The sequence below is a fragment of the Actinopolymorpha singaporensis genome, from assembly GCF_900104745.1.
Classification (GTDB): Bacteria; Actinomycetota; Actinomycetes; order Propionibacteriales; family Actinopolymorphaceae; genus Actinopolymorpha; species Actinopolymorpha singaporensis.
In genome coordinates this window covers 3,244,455-3,262,013 of the sequence record NZ_LT629732.1, presented here as the reverse complement: position 1 = coordinate 3,262,013, position 17,559 = coordinate 3,244,455, and the positions used below count along the sequence as shown (strand labels likewise).

16 protein-coding genes are annotated in these 17,559 nt (G+C 70.7%); 5 read left to right on the top strand and 11 right to left on the bottom strand.

The window, feature by feature from the left end; genetic code table 11:
- Positions 1-91: 91 nt before the first annotated feature.
- The 8 genes from prfB to BLU27_RS14790 form a co-directional block, all read right to left on the bottom strand.
- On the bottom strand, positions 92-1,213 hold the full coding sequence (gene prfB, locus BLU27_RS14825; protein WP_172804953.1) for a peptide chain release factor 2: 1,122 nt from the start codon (positions 1,211-1,213) through the stop codon (positions 92-94).
- 93 nt (positions 1,214-1,306) lie between these two features.
- Positions 1,307-1,753 (bottom strand): pilus assembly protein TadG-related protein, encoded by a 447-nt coding sequence (locus BLU27_RS14820; protein WP_157728542.1) that lies wholly within the window; start codon positions 1,751-1,753, stop codon positions 1,307-1,309.
- A gap of 5 nt (positions 1,754-1,758) precedes the next feature.
- Positions 1,759-2,253, bottom strand: a complete 495-nt coding sequence (locus BLU27_RS14815; RefSeq protein ID WP_092654253.1) for a hypothetical protein — start codon at positions 2,251-2,253, stop codon at positions 1,759-1,761.
- Entirely contained in the window at positions 2,250-2,693 is a 444-nt protein-coding gene (locus tag BLU27_RS14810) for a TadE/TadG family type IV pilus assembly protein (protein ID WP_092654251.1), read from the bottom strand. Before BLU27_RS14810 ends, BLU27_RS14815 begins: the two co-directional genes overlap by 4 nt.
- Positions 2,690-2,905, bottom strand: a complete 216-nt coding sequence (locus tag BLU27_RS14805; protein ID WP_092654249.1) for a hypothetical protein — start codon at positions 2,903-2,905, stop codon at positions 2,690-2,692. The genes BLU27_RS14810 and BLU27_RS14805 overlap by 4 nt, the downstream gene beginning before the upstream one ends.
- Positions 2,906-2,918: 13 nt before the next feature.
- Positions 2,919-3,857 (bottom strand): type II secretion system F family protein, encoded by a 939-nt coding sequence (locus BLU27_RS14800; RefSeq protein WP_092654247.1) that lies wholly within the window; start codon positions 3,855-3,857, stop codon positions 2,919-2,921.
- On the bottom strand, positions 3,854-4,717 hold the full coding sequence (locus tag BLU27_RS14795) for a type II secretion system F family protein (RefSeq protein ID WP_092654245.1): 864 nt from the start codon (positions 4,715-4,717) through the stop codon (positions 3,854-3,856). The genes BLU27_RS14800 and BLU27_RS14795 overlap by 4 nt, the downstream gene beginning before the upstream one ends.
- Positions 4,717-5,955, bottom strand: a complete 1,239-nt coding sequence (locus BLU27_RS14790) for a TadA family conjugal transfer-associated ATPase (protein WP_092654244.1) — start codon at positions 5,953-5,955, stop codon at positions 4,717-4,719. Before BLU27_RS14790 ends, BLU27_RS14795 begins: the two co-directional genes overlap by 1 nt.
- A 280-nt stretch (positions 5,956-6,235) precedes the next feature.
- On the opposite strand from BLU27_RS14790, the gene BLU27_RS29565 reads away from it, so the two are divergent.
- The gene (locus BLU27_RS29565) at positions 6,236-6,706 is read left to right on the top strand and encodes a hemerythrin domain-containing protein (RefSeq protein WP_172804952.1); all 471 of its coding nucleotides are present in this window, start codon (positions 6,236-6,238) and stop codon (positions 6,704-6,706) included.
- Positions 6,707-6,725: 19 nt separating this feature from the next.
- Here the strand turns inward: BLU27_RS29565 and BLU27_RS14780 are convergent, their stop codons facing one another.
- Complete coding sequence (locus BLU27_RS14780) at positions 6,726-11,642, bottom strand: NAD-glutamate dehydrogenase (protein WP_197681432.1); 4,917 nt, start codon at positions 11,640-11,642, stop codon at positions 6,726-6,728.
- A gap of 223 nt (positions 11,643-11,865) precedes the next feature.
- Between BLU27_RS14780 and BLU27_RS14775 the strand changes: the two genes are divergently transcribed.
- The 3 genes from BLU27_RS14775 to BLU27_RS14765 all read left to right on the top strand — a co-directional run bounded on the left by BLU27_RS14775 (position 11,866) and on the right by BLU27_RS14765 (position 13,326).
- Complete coding sequence (locus BLU27_RS14775) at positions 11,866-12,369, top strand: DUF2505 domain-containing protein (RefSeq protein WP_157728541.1); 504 nt, start codon at positions 11,866-11,868, stop codon at positions 12,367-12,369.
- Positions 12,366-12,929 carry a DUF402 domain-containing protein gene (locus BLU27_RS14770; RefSeq protein ID WP_092654235.1) on the top strand — a complete coding sequence of 188 codons (564 nt, stop codon included), beginning with the start codon at positions 12,366-12,368 and terminating at the stop codon, positions 12,927-12,929. The genes BLU27_RS14775 and BLU27_RS14770 overlap by 4 nt, the downstream gene beginning before the upstream one ends.
- Positions 12,930-13,113: 184 nt before the next feature.
- The gene (locus tag BLU27_RS14765; protein WP_092654233.1) at positions 13,114-13,326 is read left to right on the top strand and encodes a hypothetical protein; all 213 of its coding nucleotides are present in this window, start codon (positions 13,114-13,116) and stop codon (positions 13,324-13,326) included.
- 74 nt (positions 13,327-13,400) lie between these two features.
- Here BLU27_RS14765 and pruA read toward each other — a convergent pair whose 3' ends face one another.
- Positions 13,401-15,026, bottom strand: coding sequence for an L-glutamate gamma-semialdehyde dehydrogenase (pruA, locus tag BLU27_RS14760; protein WP_092654231.1), 1,626 nt, complete (start codon positions 15,024-15,026; stop codon positions 13,401-13,403).
- A gap of 192 nt (positions 15,027-15,218) precedes the next feature.
- Between pruA and BLU27_RS14755 the strand changes: the two genes are divergently transcribed.
- Positions 15,219-16,499: an APC family permease gene (locus BLU27_RS14755; RefSeq protein WP_092654229.1), complete on the top strand. Its 1,281-nt coding sequence runs from the start codon at positions 15,219-15,221 to the stop codon at positions 16,497-16,499.
- A 52-nt stretch (positions 16,500-16,551) separates the two neighbouring features.
- Here the strand turns inward: BLU27_RS14755 and ku are convergent, their stop codons facing one another.
- Positions 16,552-17,556: a non-homologous end joining protein Ku gene (ku, locus tag BLU27_RS14750; RefSeq protein WP_241827432.1), complete on the bottom strand. Its 1,005-nt coding sequence runs from the start codon at positions 17,554-17,556 to the stop codon at positions 16,552-16,554.
- Positions 17,557-17,559: the final 3 nt, after the last annotated feature.

Below are 17,559 nucleotides of genomic sequence, written 5' to 3'. Positions count from 1 at the left end.
CCGAATCCTGCCCAATCGCCCGAGTCCCCAGCAAGCCGCAAATGTCACGCTCCGCGCCCATACGGGGACGGCCTTCGCGGAAGGGGTCCGGTCAGGCGGTGGCGGCGGCCGCGCCGCTGGTGCGGCGCCAGCGGATGCCGGCCTCGATGAAGTCGTCGATCTCGCCGTCGAAGACCGCCTGCGGGTTGCCGGTCTCCTGCTCGGTGCGCAGGTCCTTCACCATCTGGTACGGGTGCAGGACGTAGTTGCGCATCTGGTCGCCCCACGAGCTGGTGACGTTGCCGCGCATCTCGTCGATCTTGGCCCGCTCCTCCGCCTTGCGCTGGGCGAGCAGCTTCGCCTTGAGGATCGTCATCGCGGTGGCGCGGTTCTGGATCTGGCTCTTCTCGTTCTGACAGGAGACGACGAGCCCGGTCGGGAGGTGGGTGATGCGCACCGCCGAGTCGGTGGTGTTGACGCTCTGTCCGCCCGGACCCGACGAGCGGTAGACGTCGATGCGGATCTCCTCCTCGGGGATGTCGATCTCGTCGGTCTGCTCGAGGACGGGAACGACCTCGACCCCGGCGAAGGAGGTCTGTCGGCGGCCCTGGTTGTCGAACGGTGAGATCCGGACCAGCCGGTGGGTGCCCTGCTCGACCGAGAGGGTGCCGTAGGCGTAGGGAGCCTTCACCGCGAAGGTGGCCGACTTGATGCCGGCCTCCTCGGCGTAGGAGGTGTCGTAGACCTCGCTGGGGTACTTGTGCCGCTCGGCCCAGCGGATATACATCCGCATCAGCATCTCGGCGAAGTCGGCGGCATCCACTCCGCCCGCGCCGGAACGGATGGTGACCAGGGCCTCGCGGGAGTCGTAATCACCGGAGAGGAGGGTGCGGACCTCCAGCGCGTCCACGGCCCGGCGCAGGTCGGCCAGCTCCTTCTCCGCCTCGGCCCGCGTGGCCGCGTCGTTCTCGGCGTCGGCCAGCTCGACCAGGACGGCGAGGTCGTCCAGTCGCTGCCGCTGGCTGGTCACCCGGTCCAGGTCGGCCTGGCGGGCGGCGAGCCGGCTGGTCACCCGCTGGGCGTTGGTCTGGTCGTCCCACAGGTTGGGTGCGGACGCCTGCTCGCTCAGCTCGGCGATCTCCCGGCGCAGCTGGTCGAGGTCGAGCACCGCCTCGATGCTGCGCAGCGTCGAGTCGAGTGCCTTGATTTCTGCTTCGAAGTCGGGTCCGGCCACGATCCCCAAGCGTACGCGCTCGGCGGTGACGCCGGATTCGGGCATCGGCCGCCCGGTTTGGACCGCGGTGTCCGGCCGACTCGCAGCCCCGCCCTAGGGAGTGGCGAAGGTCTCGGCGTTGGCGCGTACGGTGATGTCGATCCGGCCCCGGCCGCCGGACACGGAGTTGGTGATCGGCAGGACCACGGTGCCGCCGCAGGTGACGCTGACCTCCGCGGCCGTCATCGCGGTCACGCCGCAGTCGACGGAGTTGTATCCGCCCTCGGCGACGTACCTGTCGACCTCCTCCTGCGCCAACTGGCGGCTGAGCACCACCCTGTCCTCCACCCCGCCCCGGTAGATGGCCGCCTTGTCGATGCCGTTCGTGGCGGCCAGCGCGGCACCGTCGGCGATGCCGCTGAGCGCCCGGCGGTAGACGAACGCCTGGGCGGCGTCGAAGACCACCGCGCACAGCAGCATCACGATGATCCCGAACCCGATGATCAACGGAATCAGCGAGCCGCGCTCGTCCGGGCGGTTCCGGACCCCCGGTCGGGCCATCCGGGTCACCCCTTCGACTCGCGGTAGTCGCCGTAGGGCGTGCGGTGGGTGCTGCTGACCGGGATCGACGCGAGCGGGCCGCCGATGGCATCCGGAACGAACGGCAGCGGAACGGTGTAGCTGATCCGGACGGTCACCGCGGAGCCGGCCTGCAGGCAGCCGCCGTCGCACCGGTAGGAGAAGCCGGAGCCGAGCTCGAGACCCTGGTCGGCCATGGCGAACTGCGCGGCCTGCCGGGCCCTGGACTGAGCGGAACCCAGGTCGGGCGCCAGCACGAACGCACGGCCGGCGTCGCGGGCCGCTGCCGAGGCGCCGTACATCGCGCGCTGCAGGTCGAACACCGCGAGCATGACGTAGACCAGCGGGACCAGGAACAGGATCCCCATCATGCAGAACTCCACGATGGCGTTCCCGGCCTCGCAGCGCGTACGCCGCCGGCGGGCGAGGGCAGCAGGGGCGGAAGCGACTGCACGGACGGCGCGGAGCAGCCCGCCGGTCATGGCGTCGGCTCCTTCACCGCGTGCCCGGCCACGGTGAAGCCGAACGTCGGACCCCACAGGCCCATCGCGGGCATCCTGGCGCGTACCCGCATCTGCACCACCTCCTGGCCGCCGGCACTGGCCGTGCCCGGCGTCACCGCACCCGCCATCCCGGCCGAGAGCGCGCCCGAGATGCAGTCGCGGGTCACCGCCACACCCTCCGCCGGCGTGCCGTCGTAGTTGGCGGCCTGCCGGGCACCGTCGTGCGCGCAGGCGGTGAGGGTGTTGCGTACGTGCAGGAACAGACCGAGCTGGAGCACGCCGAGGAACAACGGCAACAACACGATCAGCACCAGCACGAACTCCACCGGCGCGGCTCCCCGCTCCGAGCCGAGGGCCGGCCGAAAGCCGAGGGCCCGACGAATGCCGAGGCCACGCCGGCGGCCCCGTTGGATGCTCATCCGGGGACGGAGCCCCGAGCCCTGTTGAGCGCGTCCTGCAGCATCGACTGCAGCTGCGGGCCGAGAATCGCCCACAGCACCGCGATCAGAGCGGCGGTCATGACGGTGATGAGAATCCAGCCCACCATGTCACCACGGTCACGACCCCCGGTCAGCAGGCGAGCGTGCATGCGCACGAGCGCTGCTGTGAACTGCTCCGTGACGGCGATCATTGTCGGTCCTCTCTCATGGGGACACCATCTGTAGGCCGATGGCGCCCGGGAAAAATGCGAAAAGTACGGTCACCGGCAGGACGAGGAAGACGATCGGCACCATCATCCCGATCTCCTTGCGACCGCCGGCCTCGATCAGCTCCCTTTTGCCCGCCTCGCGTACGTCGGCCGCCTGCGCGCGAAGAACGTCTGCGAGTGGGGTGCCGCGTTCGACTGCGATGGCGATGCCGTCGACGAAGCGGGCCAGGATCGAGACGTTGGTGCGGTCGCCCACGCTTTCCAGCGCCTGCACGAGGGTTGCGCCCGTACGTGCCTCGGCCAGGGCGAACCGGAACTCCCGGGCCAGCTCGCCCTTGCTGACGTTCGCCACGCGTTCGAGCGCGGCCACCGGCCCCTCGCCCGCGGTCACCGACAGCGCCAGCATGTCGGCGACGGTCGGGAACTCCGCCATCATCCGGACCTCGCGCCGCTTCACCTGGTCGACCAGGCGGCGGTCGCGCAGCAGGACGCCGATGACGAACGCCGCGACGCACAGGACCAGCAGCGGAATCGGGTTGGTGCCCCGGCTCACCAGGAGCAGCAGCGACACCGCGAGAGCGGCGGCGAACCCGCCCGCTCCCCAGATCAGCTGCTCCACCCGGAAGTCCTCCACCCGCATGTCCAGGCCGGCCTGCTGCAACCGGCGGCGGATCACCGCACCGCCTCCGAGCACCCGCTCGAGCAGGCCGGCACCGCTGCGGAAGTAGGGCCGCAGGATGCGTTCCAGGGTGGGGAACGGCGTGAAGACCCGGTCCGACAGGTCGTACGCGGCGGGGCCGGCCGCGTCTCGGACGTACGGCGCCAGCCGGTCGTCGAGCTTCGGCCGGCGGAACACCGGCATCCGGAAGATCGCCAGCACCAGTCCGAGGCCCGCGAACAGGCCGAGCAGCATGCCGTACCAACTGATCGTCATCGCAGCACCCGCTGTTCCTCGGGCAGCCGGCCGATCCGCAGCATCAGCCGGTAGGCGACGGCACACAGCACGGCACCCGCGACCAGCACGAAGAAGCCGAGAGGCGTGTTGTAACGGGAGATGACCTCGCGCTGGAACGACATGAAGCCCAGCACCAGCCAGGGCGCCGCGACCGCGAGCCGGGCGCCGTTGACGGTCCAGGACTGCCGGGCCTCCAGCTCCGCCCGGGTGCGGACGTCCTCGCGCAGGAACGACGACAGCGTGCGCAGCAGCCGGCCCAGGTCACTGCCGCCCACCTCACGGGCGATCCGCAGCGACTCGACGATGCGGTCGCCCACCGGGTCGGCGAGGTTGCGCTTGAGCTGGTCGAGGCACTCGTTGAAGCGGCCGGTGGCGCGGTAGTCCTCGGCGAACCGCTGGAACGGCCGGCGCAGCGCCTCCGGTCCGCGGATGCCGATCTGGGTGAGTGCCTCCGCAAGCGACAGCCCGGCCCGGACGCTGGAGGCGAGGTTGTCCACGACGTCGGGCCACAGCTCGCGCAGCTCCTGCCGCCGCGACCGGGCGCGGAACCGCACCAGTGCCAGCGGGCCGTACGCCGCGAACGCGGCGAACGCGAGTGCCACCGGGAACGCACCGGAGATGACGAACATGACCAGGAAGACGAAGGTCCCCACGCCGATGCAGGCGCCGAGCAGCTGCCCCGGGGTCACCGCCTCGATCCCGGCCTGGGCGAGCAGGTCCTCCAGGCGTTCGCGGACCGAGGGGCCGGACTTCGTGGTCGCCTTCGGCGTCGGCTTGAGGAACGACCTGATGATGAGCACCAGGCCGAGCCCCAGCATCAGGCCGAGGAGGATTCCCATCAGGCGACTCCCTCGAAGCGGGGCGCCAGCAGGCGGGACAGGTCGTAGCCGATGCGTTCGAAGCGGTCCGGGTGCGGCGGGTAGCCGTCGGCGCGGACCAGCCGGTCACCGCGCAGGACGAAGATCGGCTCCAGCTCCACCACGTCACCCTCGACCCGGCCCGGCACCGCGCAGATCTCGCGTACGCGCCGCCGGCCGCTCTCGATCAGCTGGGTGTGCACCACGATGTCGACCGCTCCGGCCACCGTCGGAACGACGAACCGCGACCCGATGTTCTCCCCCGCGAGCAGCGGAAGCGTGCACATCTTGGTGATCGCCTCGCGGGCGGAGTTGGCGTGGATGGTGCACATGCCCGGCAGCCCGGAGTTGAGCGCGATCAGCAGGTCGAGACACTCCTCGGCGCGGACCTCGCCGACGATGATCCGGCTGGGCCGCATCCGCAAGGCTTCCTTGACGAGGTTGCGGAGCCGGATCTCTCCGGTGCCCTCGAGGTTGGACTGCCTGGTCTGCATCGGCACCCAGTCGGGCAGCGGGATCTTCAGCTCGAAGACCTCCTCGCAGCTGACGATCCGCTCCCGCGGCGGCACGGCCGCGCCGAGGCAGTTGAGCAACGTGGTCTTGCCGGCCTGGGTGCCGCCCGCGACGAGGATGTTGAGCCCCGCGACGACGCAGGCCTCGAGGAAGTGCGCGCCCTGCGTGCTGAGCGTGCCCAGTGCGACCAGGTCCTCCAGGTGGGTGGCGCGCACCACGAACTTGCGGATGTTGACCGCCCAGTGCGTGCGGGTGATGTCGGGAATCACCACGTGCAGTCGGCTGCCGTCGGGCAGCATCGCGTCGACGAACGGAGTGGAGAAGTCGATCCGGCGTCCGGTGGTCTTGAGCATCCGCTCGACCAGGTCGCGCACCTCGTCGCTGGTGAGCACCGTGGTGGTGAGCTCGGACCGGCCGTTGCGGGCGATGAACACCTTCGAGGGCTGGTTGATCCAGATCTCCTCGATGGTGGGGTCGTCGAGGTACTTCTGCAGCGGGCCGAACCCGGCGATGGCGTTGAACACCTCACGGGCGACCTCGCGCTGGTCGCCCAGCGGAGGCAGCGTGGCCACCAGCGTGCGCTCGTCGTAGCGAAGGATGACCTGGTCGATGATCCGGCGGATCGCGCCCGGCTCCTTGAGGGGATCGAGCCCTTCCCGGCGTACCTTCTCGCGCACCTCGGAGTCGATGATGTCGACCGCACTCATGTCTTCCCTGCACCCCGCGCCACTAGCACGTCCACATCCCGGTCAACGGCGTCGATCACTTGCCGCTCGTGGATTGTGTCATGCACCGATCGGGACCGCGAACCGTTGTCCACAGGCCTTCCCGCCGCACTGCGAGGGGTCACCGGCCGGTACCCCGTGGTCCGCCGTCGGCGATGCCCTAGAGTCGGTGCAACGTCGCGTGCCGGTGGCAGTCCGTGTCAGGCATGGAGGCGTCGAACCGAAGGACTGTCGATGTTCTCATCGCTCCCTTCGTCCTCGCGTGACTGAGCGCGAGACGACCAGGCTCCTCGCCTGGAGCACCGAACTCCGCCGCGTGCACCAACGCATCCGTGAAGCTCTTCGCGTCACGCAGGAGGCCGTGAGTGCCGGGCACCCGTCCGAGCGGGCCGGTCGCGACCTGCTGCTGTACTGCCACGGCTTCTGTGCGGCGCTCGACGGCCACCACCGGGGGGAGGACCGAACGCTGTTCCCCGCGATCGAGCAGGCGCACCCGCAGCTGGCGCCCGTACTCCGCGCGCTCGAAGGCGACCATGCGGTGATAGCTGGTCTCCTCGGTGAACTGCGCGCGGCGGTCGACCGCTCCGCCCCGGCGGAGGAGCTCGACCGTCACCTGGAGGGCGTGGCCGCGATCATGGAGAACCACTTCCGCTACGAGGAACGCCGACTGCTCGAGGTGCTGGAGACCCTCGAGCTGCACGCCGCCGTGGGCGAGGTGTTCGGCCCGCTGTGACCGCAGGCTCCTGGCCGCCCTAGTTGGCGGACGGGAGCAGGCGGCGGACGACGCGGAGGCCGACCGACAACCGCGCCAGGTCGGCGACGTCGCCCTCCACGATCTCGCCGAGAGTCGACCTGGTGCGGCTGACCAGCGACTGGTCGCGTTCTGCCCAGGCCTCCACCCGCTGCTCCGGCTCGGCGTCGTCGGGCGTCACCGACAACGCGTCCTGGGTCAGCTGGGCGTGGACGTTGTGCAGGTCGTCGCGCAGCGTCGCCCGGGCCGTGGTCTGCCAGCGGTCCTGTCGGGGCAGGGCGAGGATGCGTTCGAGCAACCGGCCGAGCTCCAGGCGTTCGCCCAGGATGAAGTGCACCCGGGCGACGTCGATCAGATCGACGCCGGTGCGGTTGGCGGTCTCCACGATGCCCAGGCCGGCGTACGTCGGTGCCAGCGCGGCGACCCTGGTGGCGAGCTCCTCGGGCACCCCTGCCTCGACGTACCCGTGCAGCCGGCCCTCGAACAGCGTCCGCTCGCGACCGGTCAGCACCTCCGGCAGCGACTCCGACAACTCCCGCATCCCCGCGGCGAAGAACTCGATCGTGCCGGCGACGTCCATCGGCGGCCGGCGGTTCTGGACGAACCACCGGCTGGCGCGTTCGACGATCGTGCGCACCTCCAGCCGCATCCGCACCTGCATGCCGGCCTCGATCCGGTTGTCCAGCCGCTGGATCTCGGCGAAGATCTCGTCGGCCCCGAAGATGGCCCGGGCGGCGACGTGGGCGCGCGCCAGCTCCTCCGCAGGCGCGCCTGTCTCCAGCGACAGCCGCGGATAGAACGTCATCCCGGCCATGTTGACCATCCGGTTGACCACCTGGGTGGTGATGATCTCCCGGCGGAGTGGGTGCTCGGCCATCTGTTCCTGGAAGCGTTCCCGGATCGGCGCGGGGAAGTAGGCCACCAGCTCGGCGTTGAGGTAGGGGTCGTCGGGAAGCGAGGTGCCCAGCAGTTCGTCCGCGAGCACGACCTTTGTGTACGCGAAGAGCACGGCGAGCTCGGGCGGGGTGAGCCCGCCACCCTGGGCCTGGCGTTCGCGGAACTGCTTGGGGGTGGGCAGGAACTCCAGCTCGCGGTCGATCAGCCCGAGCTTCTCCAGCCGGCGGATCCAGTCGGCGTGCACGTGCATCAGCGCCTTGGATCCGGCCGCGGCGTTCTGCAGGGCGACGTTCTGCTGGTAGTTGTCGTCCAGGACGAGCTGGGCCACCTCGTCGGTCATCGCGGCCAGCAGCTCGTTGCGCTGCTTGCCGGTGAGGTCGCCCTCCTGCACCAACCGGTCCAGCAGGACCTTGATGTTGACCTCGTGGTCGGAGGTGTCCACGCCCGCGGAGTTGTCGATGAAGTCGGTGGTGAGCTTGCCGCCCTGCTGGGCGTACTCGATCCGGCCGAGCTGGGTGAGTCCGAGGTTGCCGCCCTCGCCCACGCAGGCGGCGCGCAGCTGGCGGCCGTTGACGCGCACCGCGTCGTTGGCCTTGTCGCCGACGTCGGCGTGGGACTCGGTGGACGCCTTGACGTAGGTGCCGATGCCGCCGTTCCACAGCAGGTCGACCGGCGCGGAGAGGATGGCGCGGATCAACTCGCTGGGGGTGAGCGCGTCGACGTTGCGAGCGATGCCGAGCGAGGCGCGGACCTCCGGGCTGAGGGGGATCGACTTCGCCGTCCGGCGGTAGACCCCTCCCCCCTTGCTGATCAGGTCGCGGTCGTAGTCGGCCCAGCTCGACCTCGGCAGGTCGAACAGCCGCCGGCGTTCGTCGTAGGACGTCTCGGGGTCCGGATCGGGGTCGAGGAAGATGTGCCGGTGGTCGAAGGCCGCGACCAGCCGGGTGTGCCGCGAGCACAGCATGCCGTTGCCGAAGACGTCACCGGACATGTCGCCGACGCCCACGCAGGTGAAGTCCTCGTTCTGGCAGTCCCGGCCCAGCTCGCGGAAGTGCCGCTTGACCGACTCCCATGCCCCGCGCGCGGTGATGCCCATCGCCTTGTGGTCGTAGCCGTCGGAGCCGCCGGAGGCGAACGCGTCACCGAGCCAGAAGCCGTAGGACTTCGCCACGTCGTTGGCGATGTCGGAGAAGCTCGCGGTGCCCTTGTCGGCGGCAACCACGAGGTAGGCGTCGTCGCCGTCGTGGCGTACGACGTCCTTCGGCGGGATCACCTCGCCACGCCGGAGGTTGTCGGTGATGTCCAGCAGCCCGCTGATGAACGTGCGGTAGGACGCGACCCCTTCGGCCATCCACGCGTCCCGGTCGGCCGGGTCGGGCAGCTGCTTGCAGAAGAACCCGCCCTTGGCACCGACCGGTACGATCACGGTGTTCTTCACCATCTGCGCCTTGGACAGGCCGAGCACCTCGGTACGGAAGTCCTCCCGGCGGTCCGACCAGCGCAGCCCGCCGCGCGCCACCGGGCCGAACCGCAGGTGCACACCCTCCACCCGCGGGGAGTAGACCCAGATCTCGTACTGCGGCCGCGGCTCGGGCAGCTCGGGGTTGGACCGCGGGTCGAGCTTGAACGAGATGTACGGCTTGGGCTCGCCGTCGGCGCCGCGCTGGAAGTAGTTGGTGCGCAGCGTGGTGCGGACGAGGTTGAGCAGGGACCGCAGGATGCGGTCGTGGTCCAGGCTCACCACGTCGTCCAGGCCCGCCTCGATCCGGTCGACCAGCTCCGCGGCCTGCTCGTCGCGCGCCTTCGCGTCCTGGCCGGCGTGCGGGTCGAACCGCGCCTCGAACAGGCTGACGAGCAGGCAGGCAAGGTCGACGTTGGCGGTGAGGGCGTCCTCGATGTAGCTCTGGCTGAACGTCGACCCCGACTGGCGCATGTACTTCGCGTACGCGCGCAGGATGCTCGCCTGCCTCCAGTCCAGCCCGGCCCGCAGCACGAGCGCGTTGAACCCGTCGCTCTCGGCGCGGCCGGACCACACCGCGGCGAACGCGTCCTGGAACAGCTCCCGGATCGCGGCGGCCGGCGCCCCGACCGCCGCGGCGTCGTAGACGAGCCCGAAGTCGTAGATCCAGGCCCGCCGGTGGTCGGCGGTCTCGATCTCGTACGGGCGTTCGTCGATCACCTCCACACCCATCCGGGTGAGCCGGGGCAGTACGTCGGACAGCGACAGGCTCTGCCCCGTGCGGTAGATCTTGAACCGGCGTTCGTTCGACGCCGCGTCGACCGGCTCGTACAACGACAGGCCCAGGCCGCCCTCGGCCGGCAGCTCCTCCAGCCGGAGCAGGTCGGCCACGCCGGTGCGGGCGGGGAAGTCGTCGCGGTAGGCGACCGGGAACGCCTCGTCGTAGCGGTGCAGCAGGCGCGCGGCCTCGGCCTCGCCCACCTGGTCGTTGAGCGCGTCGGCGAAGTCGTCGGACCAGGTGCGGGTGGCCTGGGACAGCTGCTCCTCCACCTCGGCCACGTCGAGGTCGGGGATCGTGGCGCCGCGCCGCATCCGGATCACGAAGTGCAGGCGGGCCAGCACCGACTCCGACAGCCGCAACGCGAAGTCGATGGTCTCCCCGCCGTAGGCGTCGAGGAGCAGCCGCTGCAGCTCCAGGCGTACGTCGGTGGAGAACCGGTCGCGCGGGAGGTAGACCAGGCAGGAGACGTAGCGGCCGTAGTCGTCGCGGCGTACGAACAACCGCAGCCGGCGGCGTTCCTGGAGGTAGAGGACGGCCATCACGGTCGGGAGGAGTTCCTCCGCCGAGACCTGGAACAGTTCGTCGCGCGGGTAGGTCTCCAGGATGTCCAGCAGGACCTTGCCGGAGTGGGAGTCGATGGAGAAGCCCGAACGCTCCAGCACCTCGGCCGTGCGTGCCCGCAGGACGGGGATGCGGCGCACGCTCTGGGTGTAGACCGCGGAGGTGAACAGCCCGAGGAAGCGGCGTTCGCCCACCACCTCACCGGACTCGTCGAAGGTCTTGATGCCGATGTAGTCGAGGTAGGCCGGCCGGTGCACCGTGGAGCGGGAGTTGGCCTTGGTGATGATGAGGAGCCGCTTCTCCTTCGCCTTGGTGCGAACCTCCGGCGGCATCTGCCGGAACGACCGGACCGAACGCGGGTCCGAACGCATGATGCCGAGCCCCTTGCCGGGGATGGCGCGCATGACGCAGTCGCCGTCCGGGGTCTCGTGCAGGGTGTACTCGCGGTAGCCGAGGAAGGTGAAGTGGTTGTCGGCCAGCCAGGTCAGCAGCTCCCGGGCGTCGGCGATCTCCTGCTCGGGCAGCGGCGGCGGGTTGGTGGCGAGGTCCTCCACCACCTCCAGGGCCCGGGCCTGCAGCTTCTCCCAGTCCTCCACCGACTCGCGTACGTCGTTGAGGACGCGGCGCAGGTCGGCCTCGATCTGCACCAGGTCGTCGGGGTCGCTCACCCGGTCGATCTCGACGTGGATCCACGACTCCGCCACCAGGTCGGGCTCGCGGCGGCCCGGCGCCGTCACCGGCGTGCCGTTGTAGCCGCCCTCGACCCCGAGGAGCCGGCCGGTGATCTCCCGGTGCACGGTGACCTGGGGGTGGACCACGAGGTGGATGCCGTGGTTGCGCCGGGACAGCTCCATCGTCACCGAGTCGACGAGGAACGGCATGTCGTCGGTGACGACCTCCACCACGGTGTGGCTGCACGACCAGCCGTGCTCCTCGACCGTGGGGGTGAAGACGTTGACCGCGGCGGTGCCCTGCAGGCGCTCCTGCGCCAGGCGGTAGTGGCTGCGCGCGGCGCCGTAGACGTCCACCGGGTCGCTGTGGAGCAGGTCCTCGGCGGAGACGTGGCGGTAGTAGATGGCCAGCAGCCGCTCCACCAGGTCGCGGGGCAGCGCTCCGGCCGAACGACTGTGCTCGGCGACCTTGGCGGCATCGGCCAGGATCGCGTCCTTGGCGTCGTCCCACTTGCTGCCGGTGACGGTCATGACCTCGCCCTGCCCCATCTGTCCACCGGAGCCACGGCGGGCGCCGGGGCCGTACGCCGTCGTACGGGCCTCTCCGACCCTAATCCCTGACCGGTCCGGCCGAGGGTCCATGGGTGGGATGAATCCGGCCGACCGCGCATCGCGGGCGTACAGGCCGGACAAAGGGTGCGGCGGGCGCCCTCCATGCGCTGTTGTGCCCTCGATATCGGCATTCGCGCCGATCTTCGTGTTGGATCTCACCATGGACCTTCATCGGGAATGCAGCTACGCGGCTCCGCCGGACATCGTGTTCGCCATGCTGACCAACAAGAGCTTCATCCGGCACCGGGTGGAGAAGGCGCACGCGCTGAGCTACGAGATCGACGTACGCGACGGCGACGGCGGCGGCGCCCGTACGACCACCCACCAGGAGTTGCCCGCGAATGTGCCCGACTTCGTCCGCAAGTTCGTCGGCGAGCGGATCGAGCTCGACGAGGTGATCGACTGGGGTCCCCCCGGCCCGGACGGGTCCCGCACCGGAGACCTCAAGGTCGAGATCGCCAACGCGCCGGTCTCGATGCGCGGCAAGATCCGGCTGGTGCCCGACGGAGGCGGCTCGTCCACCAAGCAGATCGTGGACGCCGACCTGAAGGCTTCCGTCCCGATCATCGGGAAGAAGATCGAGCAGGCCGCCGCGCCCGCGGTGATGGCAGGTCTGGACGGCATGGAGGACCTCGGCCGCGACTGGCTGGCCAACCAGCGGTGACGCCGGAGACGGCGGGCGGCGCGGATCTGGTGGAGACGCCGATCCACCCGCCGCACGTCGAGACGTACGACGTGGTGGCGGGAGTCAACGTCGACCGCTCGGGCATCCCGGGCCGCCTCGATGCCTGGCGCGTCACCGACTTCGGGCTGTACTTCGCCAGGCCGGTGATCGCCCACCCCACCATCAGGTGGGTGCAGTCCTGGATCCTGCCCGGCCTGGGTGTGCGGGTCAGCGACTTCCGCAGGCACCCGGGGGCGGTCCGGTCCGAGGATCACTACGTCGACGTCATGGCCACGACCGTCGACGGCCCGGTGTGGCGCACCGTCGACCAGTACCTCGACATCCTGGTCCGCACCGGAGCGCACGCCCGGGTGGTCGACTCCGACGAGTTCGTGGCCGCGGTGCGTGCCGGCCTGCTCGACCCGGCCGGCGCCGAACGCGCCTTGGAGGCGAGCTTCACCGCGTACGCCGGGATCGTGGGACACGGCCACGACGTGGACGCCTGGCTGCGTGGCCTCGGCATCGAACTCACCTGGGTGCCGCCGCCGGAAGCGGGGTGACCCGGGCGCCTGCGTGCCGACCGGCGGCCCGGTGTCCGGGTGTCCGTCACTCGGAGTCGGTTCGCGATCAGTACGGCGTGTCGTCTCGGCGTTGCCGGTCCTTGCTGCGAACGTGAGTTCGGTACCGCCCGGAGGTCACCAGATCCTGGCGGCCCGGATTCCACCGACGTGGGGAGGCCCGGCCATGACCGACGCGACACGCGAGACGACCTACCAGTGCCCGACCTGCCGACGGCTGGAGCTGTTCGTCCAGCCACAGTGCGAGGAGGGCCACGGCGAGCAGTGCCCCGACTGGGCGTGCGTGATCTGCGGCACCGCCCTGTTCGTGGACACGTCGTTCGCCGCGGGCGAGCAGGTCCAGGTCGAGAAGGTACGCAAGGCTCCGCGCGTCGCCTGACGCGTGGCTCCCCGCGTCGCAGCCTGGCTTGCGCTGCGAGGAGCCACGCGTCGAACGCCCCCTGCGAGACAGCCCTAGCCCATGTGCGGGTAACGGTGGTCGGTGGGCGGCGCGAAGGTCTCCTTGATCGTTCGCGGGCTCACCCAGCGCACGAGGTTCCAGACCGACCCCGCCTTGTCGTTCGTCCCGCTGGCGCGAGCCCCGCCGAACGGCTGCTGGCCCACCACCGCACCGGTCGGCTTGTCGTTCACGTAGAAGTTTCCGGCGGTGTAGCGCAGCCGCTCCCCCGCGGTGGCGACCGCCCGGCGGTCCTGGGCGATCACCGCGCCGGTGAGGCCGTAGGGCGCCGCGGCGTCGAGTGCCCCGATGACCTGCTCGTACTGGCTGTCCTCGTACACATGCACGCCGAGGATCGGCCCGAAGTACTCCGTGGTGAAGATCTCGTCGGTGGGGTCGTCGCAGGTCAGGATCGTCGGCCGGACGAAGTAGCCCACGCTGTCGTCGAGTGTCCCGCCGGCGACGACGCCGATGGAGTCGGTCGCCTTGGCGCGTTCCAGCGCGGCGGCGTGCTTGGCGAACGCCCGGTCGTCGATGACCGCACCCATGAAGTTCGACAGGTCCGCGACGTCGCCCATGGTCAGCGCCTCGGTCTCGGCGGCGAGCTCGTCGGCGATCCGGTCCCACACGCTGCGCGGCAGGTAGGCCCTGGAGGCCGCCGAGCACTTCTGTCCCTGGTACTCGAAGGCCCCGCGGATGAGCGCGGTGCGCAGCACGTCGGGGTCGGCGGAGGCGTGGGCAAGGATGAAGTCCTTGCCGCCGGTCTCGCCGACGATCCGCGGGTAGTTGTGGTAGCGGTCGAGGTGCTCGCCGACGCCGCGCCACAGCGTCCGGAAGGTCGCCGTCGACCCGGTGAAGTGGATGCCGGCCAGGCTCGGGTGGGCCAGCGCGACCCGCGAGACGGCGAGCCCGTCACCGGGCAGCAGGTTGATCACACCCGGCGGCAGGCCCGCCTCCTCCAGCATCCGCATCGTGAAGTACGCCGCGAACGTCTGGGTGGGCGACGGCTTCCACAACACGACGTTGCCCATCAGAGCGGGCGCGGTCGGCAGGTTGGCGGCGATCGCGGTGAAGTTGAACGGCGTGACCGCGTAGACGAAGCCCTCCAGCGGCCGGTAGTCGAGGCGGTTCCACGTCCCGGGTGAGGAGATCGGCTGCTCGGCGTGGATCTGCCGCGCGAAGTGCACGTTGAACCGCAGGAAGTCGATCAGCTCACAGGCCGCGTCGATCTCGGCCTGCTGGACCGACTTGCTCTGGCCCAGCATCGTCGCGGCGTTCAGCGTGTCCCGCCAGGGGCCTGCGGCGAGGTCGGCGGCCTTGAGGAAGATCGCGGCCCGCTCGTCGAAGGACATCGCCCGCCACTCGTGCGCGGCGTCCTGGGTGGCCTTGATCGCGTCCTCGGCGTCCTGCTCGGTGGAGTTGCGCAGCGTGCCGAGCACGTGGGCGTGGTCGTGCGGCATCACCACGGCGACGGGGTCGCCGCCGCCGGCGCGGGTCACCCCGCCGATGGTGGCGGTGAGCTCGACCTGGTCGCCGGCCAGCTCTGCCAGCCTGCGGGACAGGCTCGCGCGCTCGGCGCTCCCGGGTGCGTAGGACTTGACCGGCTCGTTGGCCGGCGGGGGTACCTGCGTGACGGCATCCATCGATGGCTCCCGCGTCTTTGTGGGCGTGGACCAGGTTGGGGTGGGTCTCCCGGTCGGGGAGCTCCCAGCGCCATCGTCCCACCCCGACGGCGTCCGCGGCCCGGCGCCGGGACGAAGAATCCGCTCCGACCGGTATCGTTCCCCCGAATCGATCAGCCCACAGCCCAGTCAGCCCTCCGGAGGACTCCGCCGATGAGCGGTTCGGGCAACGCCGCCGGGCCCGACCGGTTGGTGCGCCGGCTCGGTGTCGGTGACGCCGTCGTGATCGGGCTGGGATCGATGATCGGCGCGGGCGTGTTCGCGGCGTTCGGCCCGGCCGCGGCCGCCGCCGGGGCGGGACTGATCATCGGCCTGGTGATCGCGGCGGTGATCGCCTACTGCAACGCCACCGCGTCCGCCCAGCTCGCCGCCGCCTACCCGACCTCCGGCGGCACCTATGTGTACGGACGGGAACGCCTCGGTCACCGGTGGGGCTTCGTCGCCGGGTGGGGGTTCGTCGTCGGCAAGACCGCGTCCTGTGCGGCGATGGCGCTGACCTTCGCGGCGTACGCCGTGCCGGGTCCGTGGTGGGTGCAGCGGATCGTCGCGGTGCTCGGCGTAGTCGGGCTCGCCGCCCTGAACTACCGCGGCGTCACCCGGACCGCCCAGGCCACCCGGATCCTGGTCGCGTGCACGCTCACCACCCTCGCGGTGCTGGTCGCCGGCATCTGGCTGGGTGGGCACGCCTCACCGGACCGGGTGGGCGGCTGGGACGCGCTGACGACCGGCGGGGCCTACGGCATCCTGCAGGCCGCCGGACTGCTCTTCTTCGCGTTCGCCGGTTACGCCCGGGTGGCCACCCTGGGCGAGGAGGTTCGCGACCCCGCGCGCACGATCCCGCGGGCGATCCCCCTCGCGCTGGCGATCACCGTCGTGGTCTACCTCGTGGTCGGCCTGTCCGCGCTGTTCGCCGCCGGTCCGGAGCTGCTGGCCCGGTCGGCCGCACCGCTCGCGGCGACGGTGCAGGCGGCCGGGGTGGGCGAGCTCGCGCCGCTGGTCCGGGTCGGCGGCGCGCTGGCAAGCCTCGGCGCGCTGCTCGCGCTGATCGCCGGCGTGGGTCGGACGACGCTGGCGATGGCACGCAACCGCGACCTGCCCGGGTGGTTGGCCGCGGTCCACCCCCGCTACCGGATCCCCCACCACGCCGAAATCGCGGTGGCGGCCGTGGTCTGCGTGCTGGTCCTCACCACGGACGTGCGCGGCGTGATCGGCTTCTCGTCGTTCGGCGTACTGGTCTACTACGCGATCGCCAACGCGTCGGCGTTCACCCAGCCGGCCGGCCAGCGACGCTGGCCACGCGCGCTGAACGTGCTCGGCGTCACCGGTTGTGTGGTTCTGGTGGCGGCGCTGCCGTGGACGTCGGTCGTCGCGGGAGTGGTGATGTTCGGGCTCGGCCTCGCCGGCCGGGCCGTCGTGCTGCACCGCCGGGCCTGAATCCTCAAGCCCGGCAGGGCGGACCGGGCCGGACAGGCAGTCGGCCGGGCGGCTACGCCGACTTGCGGGCCGGCGTCTTCGCGGTCTTCGCGGCCGGCTTCTTGGCTGCCTTCTTGGTGGTGGTCTTCTTCGCGGTGGCTTTCTTGGTGGCCGTCTTCTTCGCCGCCGTCTTCTTGGCCGGCGCCTTCTTCGTCGACTTCGCCGGCTTCGCTGCCTTCGCGGCCGAACCGGCCGTGCGTCCGGCGCCGCCACCGGCCGACTCACCGCGTTGCCGGCGCGCCTCGTCCACGCTGGCCTGCAACGCCGCCATCAGGTCGACCACCTCACCCTTGGCGGGTGCGGCGGTCGCCGGGGCCTCCACCTCGTGCCCGGTCGCCTTCGCCTCGAGGACGACCTCGAGGGCGGCGCGGTACTCGTCGTGGTAGCGGTCGGGATCGAAGCTGGTCTCCAACGTCTGGATGTAGGACTCCGCCATCGCCACCTCCTGCGGGCGGACCTCCACCTCCGACGCCGGTGCGGCGAACGACGCGTCGCGTACCTCGTCCGGCCACAACATCGTCTGCAGGACCAGCACGTCCCCCTTGGGCCGCAGCATCGCCAGCGCCTCGCGGTTGCGCAAGGCCACCTTGACAAGGGCGGTCTGGCCCGTGCGCCGCAGCGCGTCGCGCAACAGGACATAGGGTTTCGCGGCCGGACCGTCGGCCTGCAGGTAGTAACTGCGGGAGACGTAGATCGGGTCGATCTCCTCCGCGGGAACGAACTCCAGCACCTCCACCACGTGCCGGGTCGGCAACGGAAGGTCGGCCATGTCCTCCGCGGTCAGGACCGCCATCTCACCGTCGGGAAGCTCGTACCCCTTGGCGATGTCGGAGTACGCCACCTCCTCGCCGTCGACCTCGCAGAAGCGGCGGTACCGGATGCGGCCACCGTCTGCGGCGTGAACCTGACGGAACGCGACATCCTTCTCCTGGGTGGCCGCGTATACCTTGACGGGGATCGTCACCAGGCCGAAGGAGACCGAACCCTTCCATATCGCCTGCACAGGGACCTCCGGCACGTC

Excerpts from the sequence above, each read along its gene's own strand:
- BLU27_RS14820 (WP_157728542.1), bottom strand. The coding sequence starts at position 1,753 with ATGGCCCGACCGGGGGTCCGGAACCGCCCGGACGAGCGCGGCTCGCTG.
- BLU27_RS14815 (WP_092654253.1), bottom strand. The coding sequence starts at position 2,253 with ATGACCGGCGGGCTGCTCCGCGCCGTCCGTGCAGTCGCTTCCGCCCCT.
- BLU27_RS14810 (WP_092654251.1), bottom strand. The coding sequence starts at position 2,693 with ATGAGCATCCAACGGGGCCGCCGGCGTGGCCTCGGCATTCGTCGGGCC.
- BLU27_RS14805 (WP_092654249.1), bottom strand. The coding sequence starts at position 2,905 with ATGATCGCCGTCACGGAGCAGTTCACAGCAGCGCTCGTGCGCATGCAC.
- BLU27_RS14800 (WP_092654247.1), bottom strand. The coding sequence starts at position 3,857 with ATGACGATCAGTTGGTACGGCATGCTGCTCGGCCTGTTCGCGGGCCTC.
- BLU27_RS14795 (WP_092654245.1), bottom strand. The coding sequence starts at position 4,717 with ATGGGAATCCTCCTCGGCCTGATGCTGGGGCTCGGCCTGGTGCTCATC.
- BLU27_RS14790 (WP_092654244.1), bottom strand. The coding sequence starts at position 5,955 with ATGAGTGCGGTCGACATCATCGACTCCGAGGTGCGCGAGAAGGTACGC.
- BLU27_RS14780 (WP_197681432.1), bottom strand. The coding sequence starts at position 11,642 with ATGGGGCAGGGCGAGGTCATGACCGTCACCGGCAGCAAGTGGGACGAC.
- BLU27_RS14775 (WP_157728541.1), top strand. The coding sequence starts at position 11,866 with ATGGACCTTCATCGGGAATGCAGCTACGCGGCTCCGCCGGACATCGTG.
- BLU27_RS14765 (WP_092654233.1), top strand. The coding sequence starts at position 13,114 with ATGACCGACGCGACACGCGAGACGACCTACCAGTGCCCGACCTGCCGA.
- pruA (WP_092654231.1), bottom strand. The coding sequence starts at position 15,026 with ATGGATGCCGTCACGCAGGTACCCCCGCCGGCCAACGAGCCGGTCAAG.
- BLU27_RS14755 (WP_092654229.1), top strand. The coding sequence starts at position 15,219 with ATGAGCGGTTCGGGCAACGCCGCCGGGCCCGACCGGTTGGTGCGCCGG.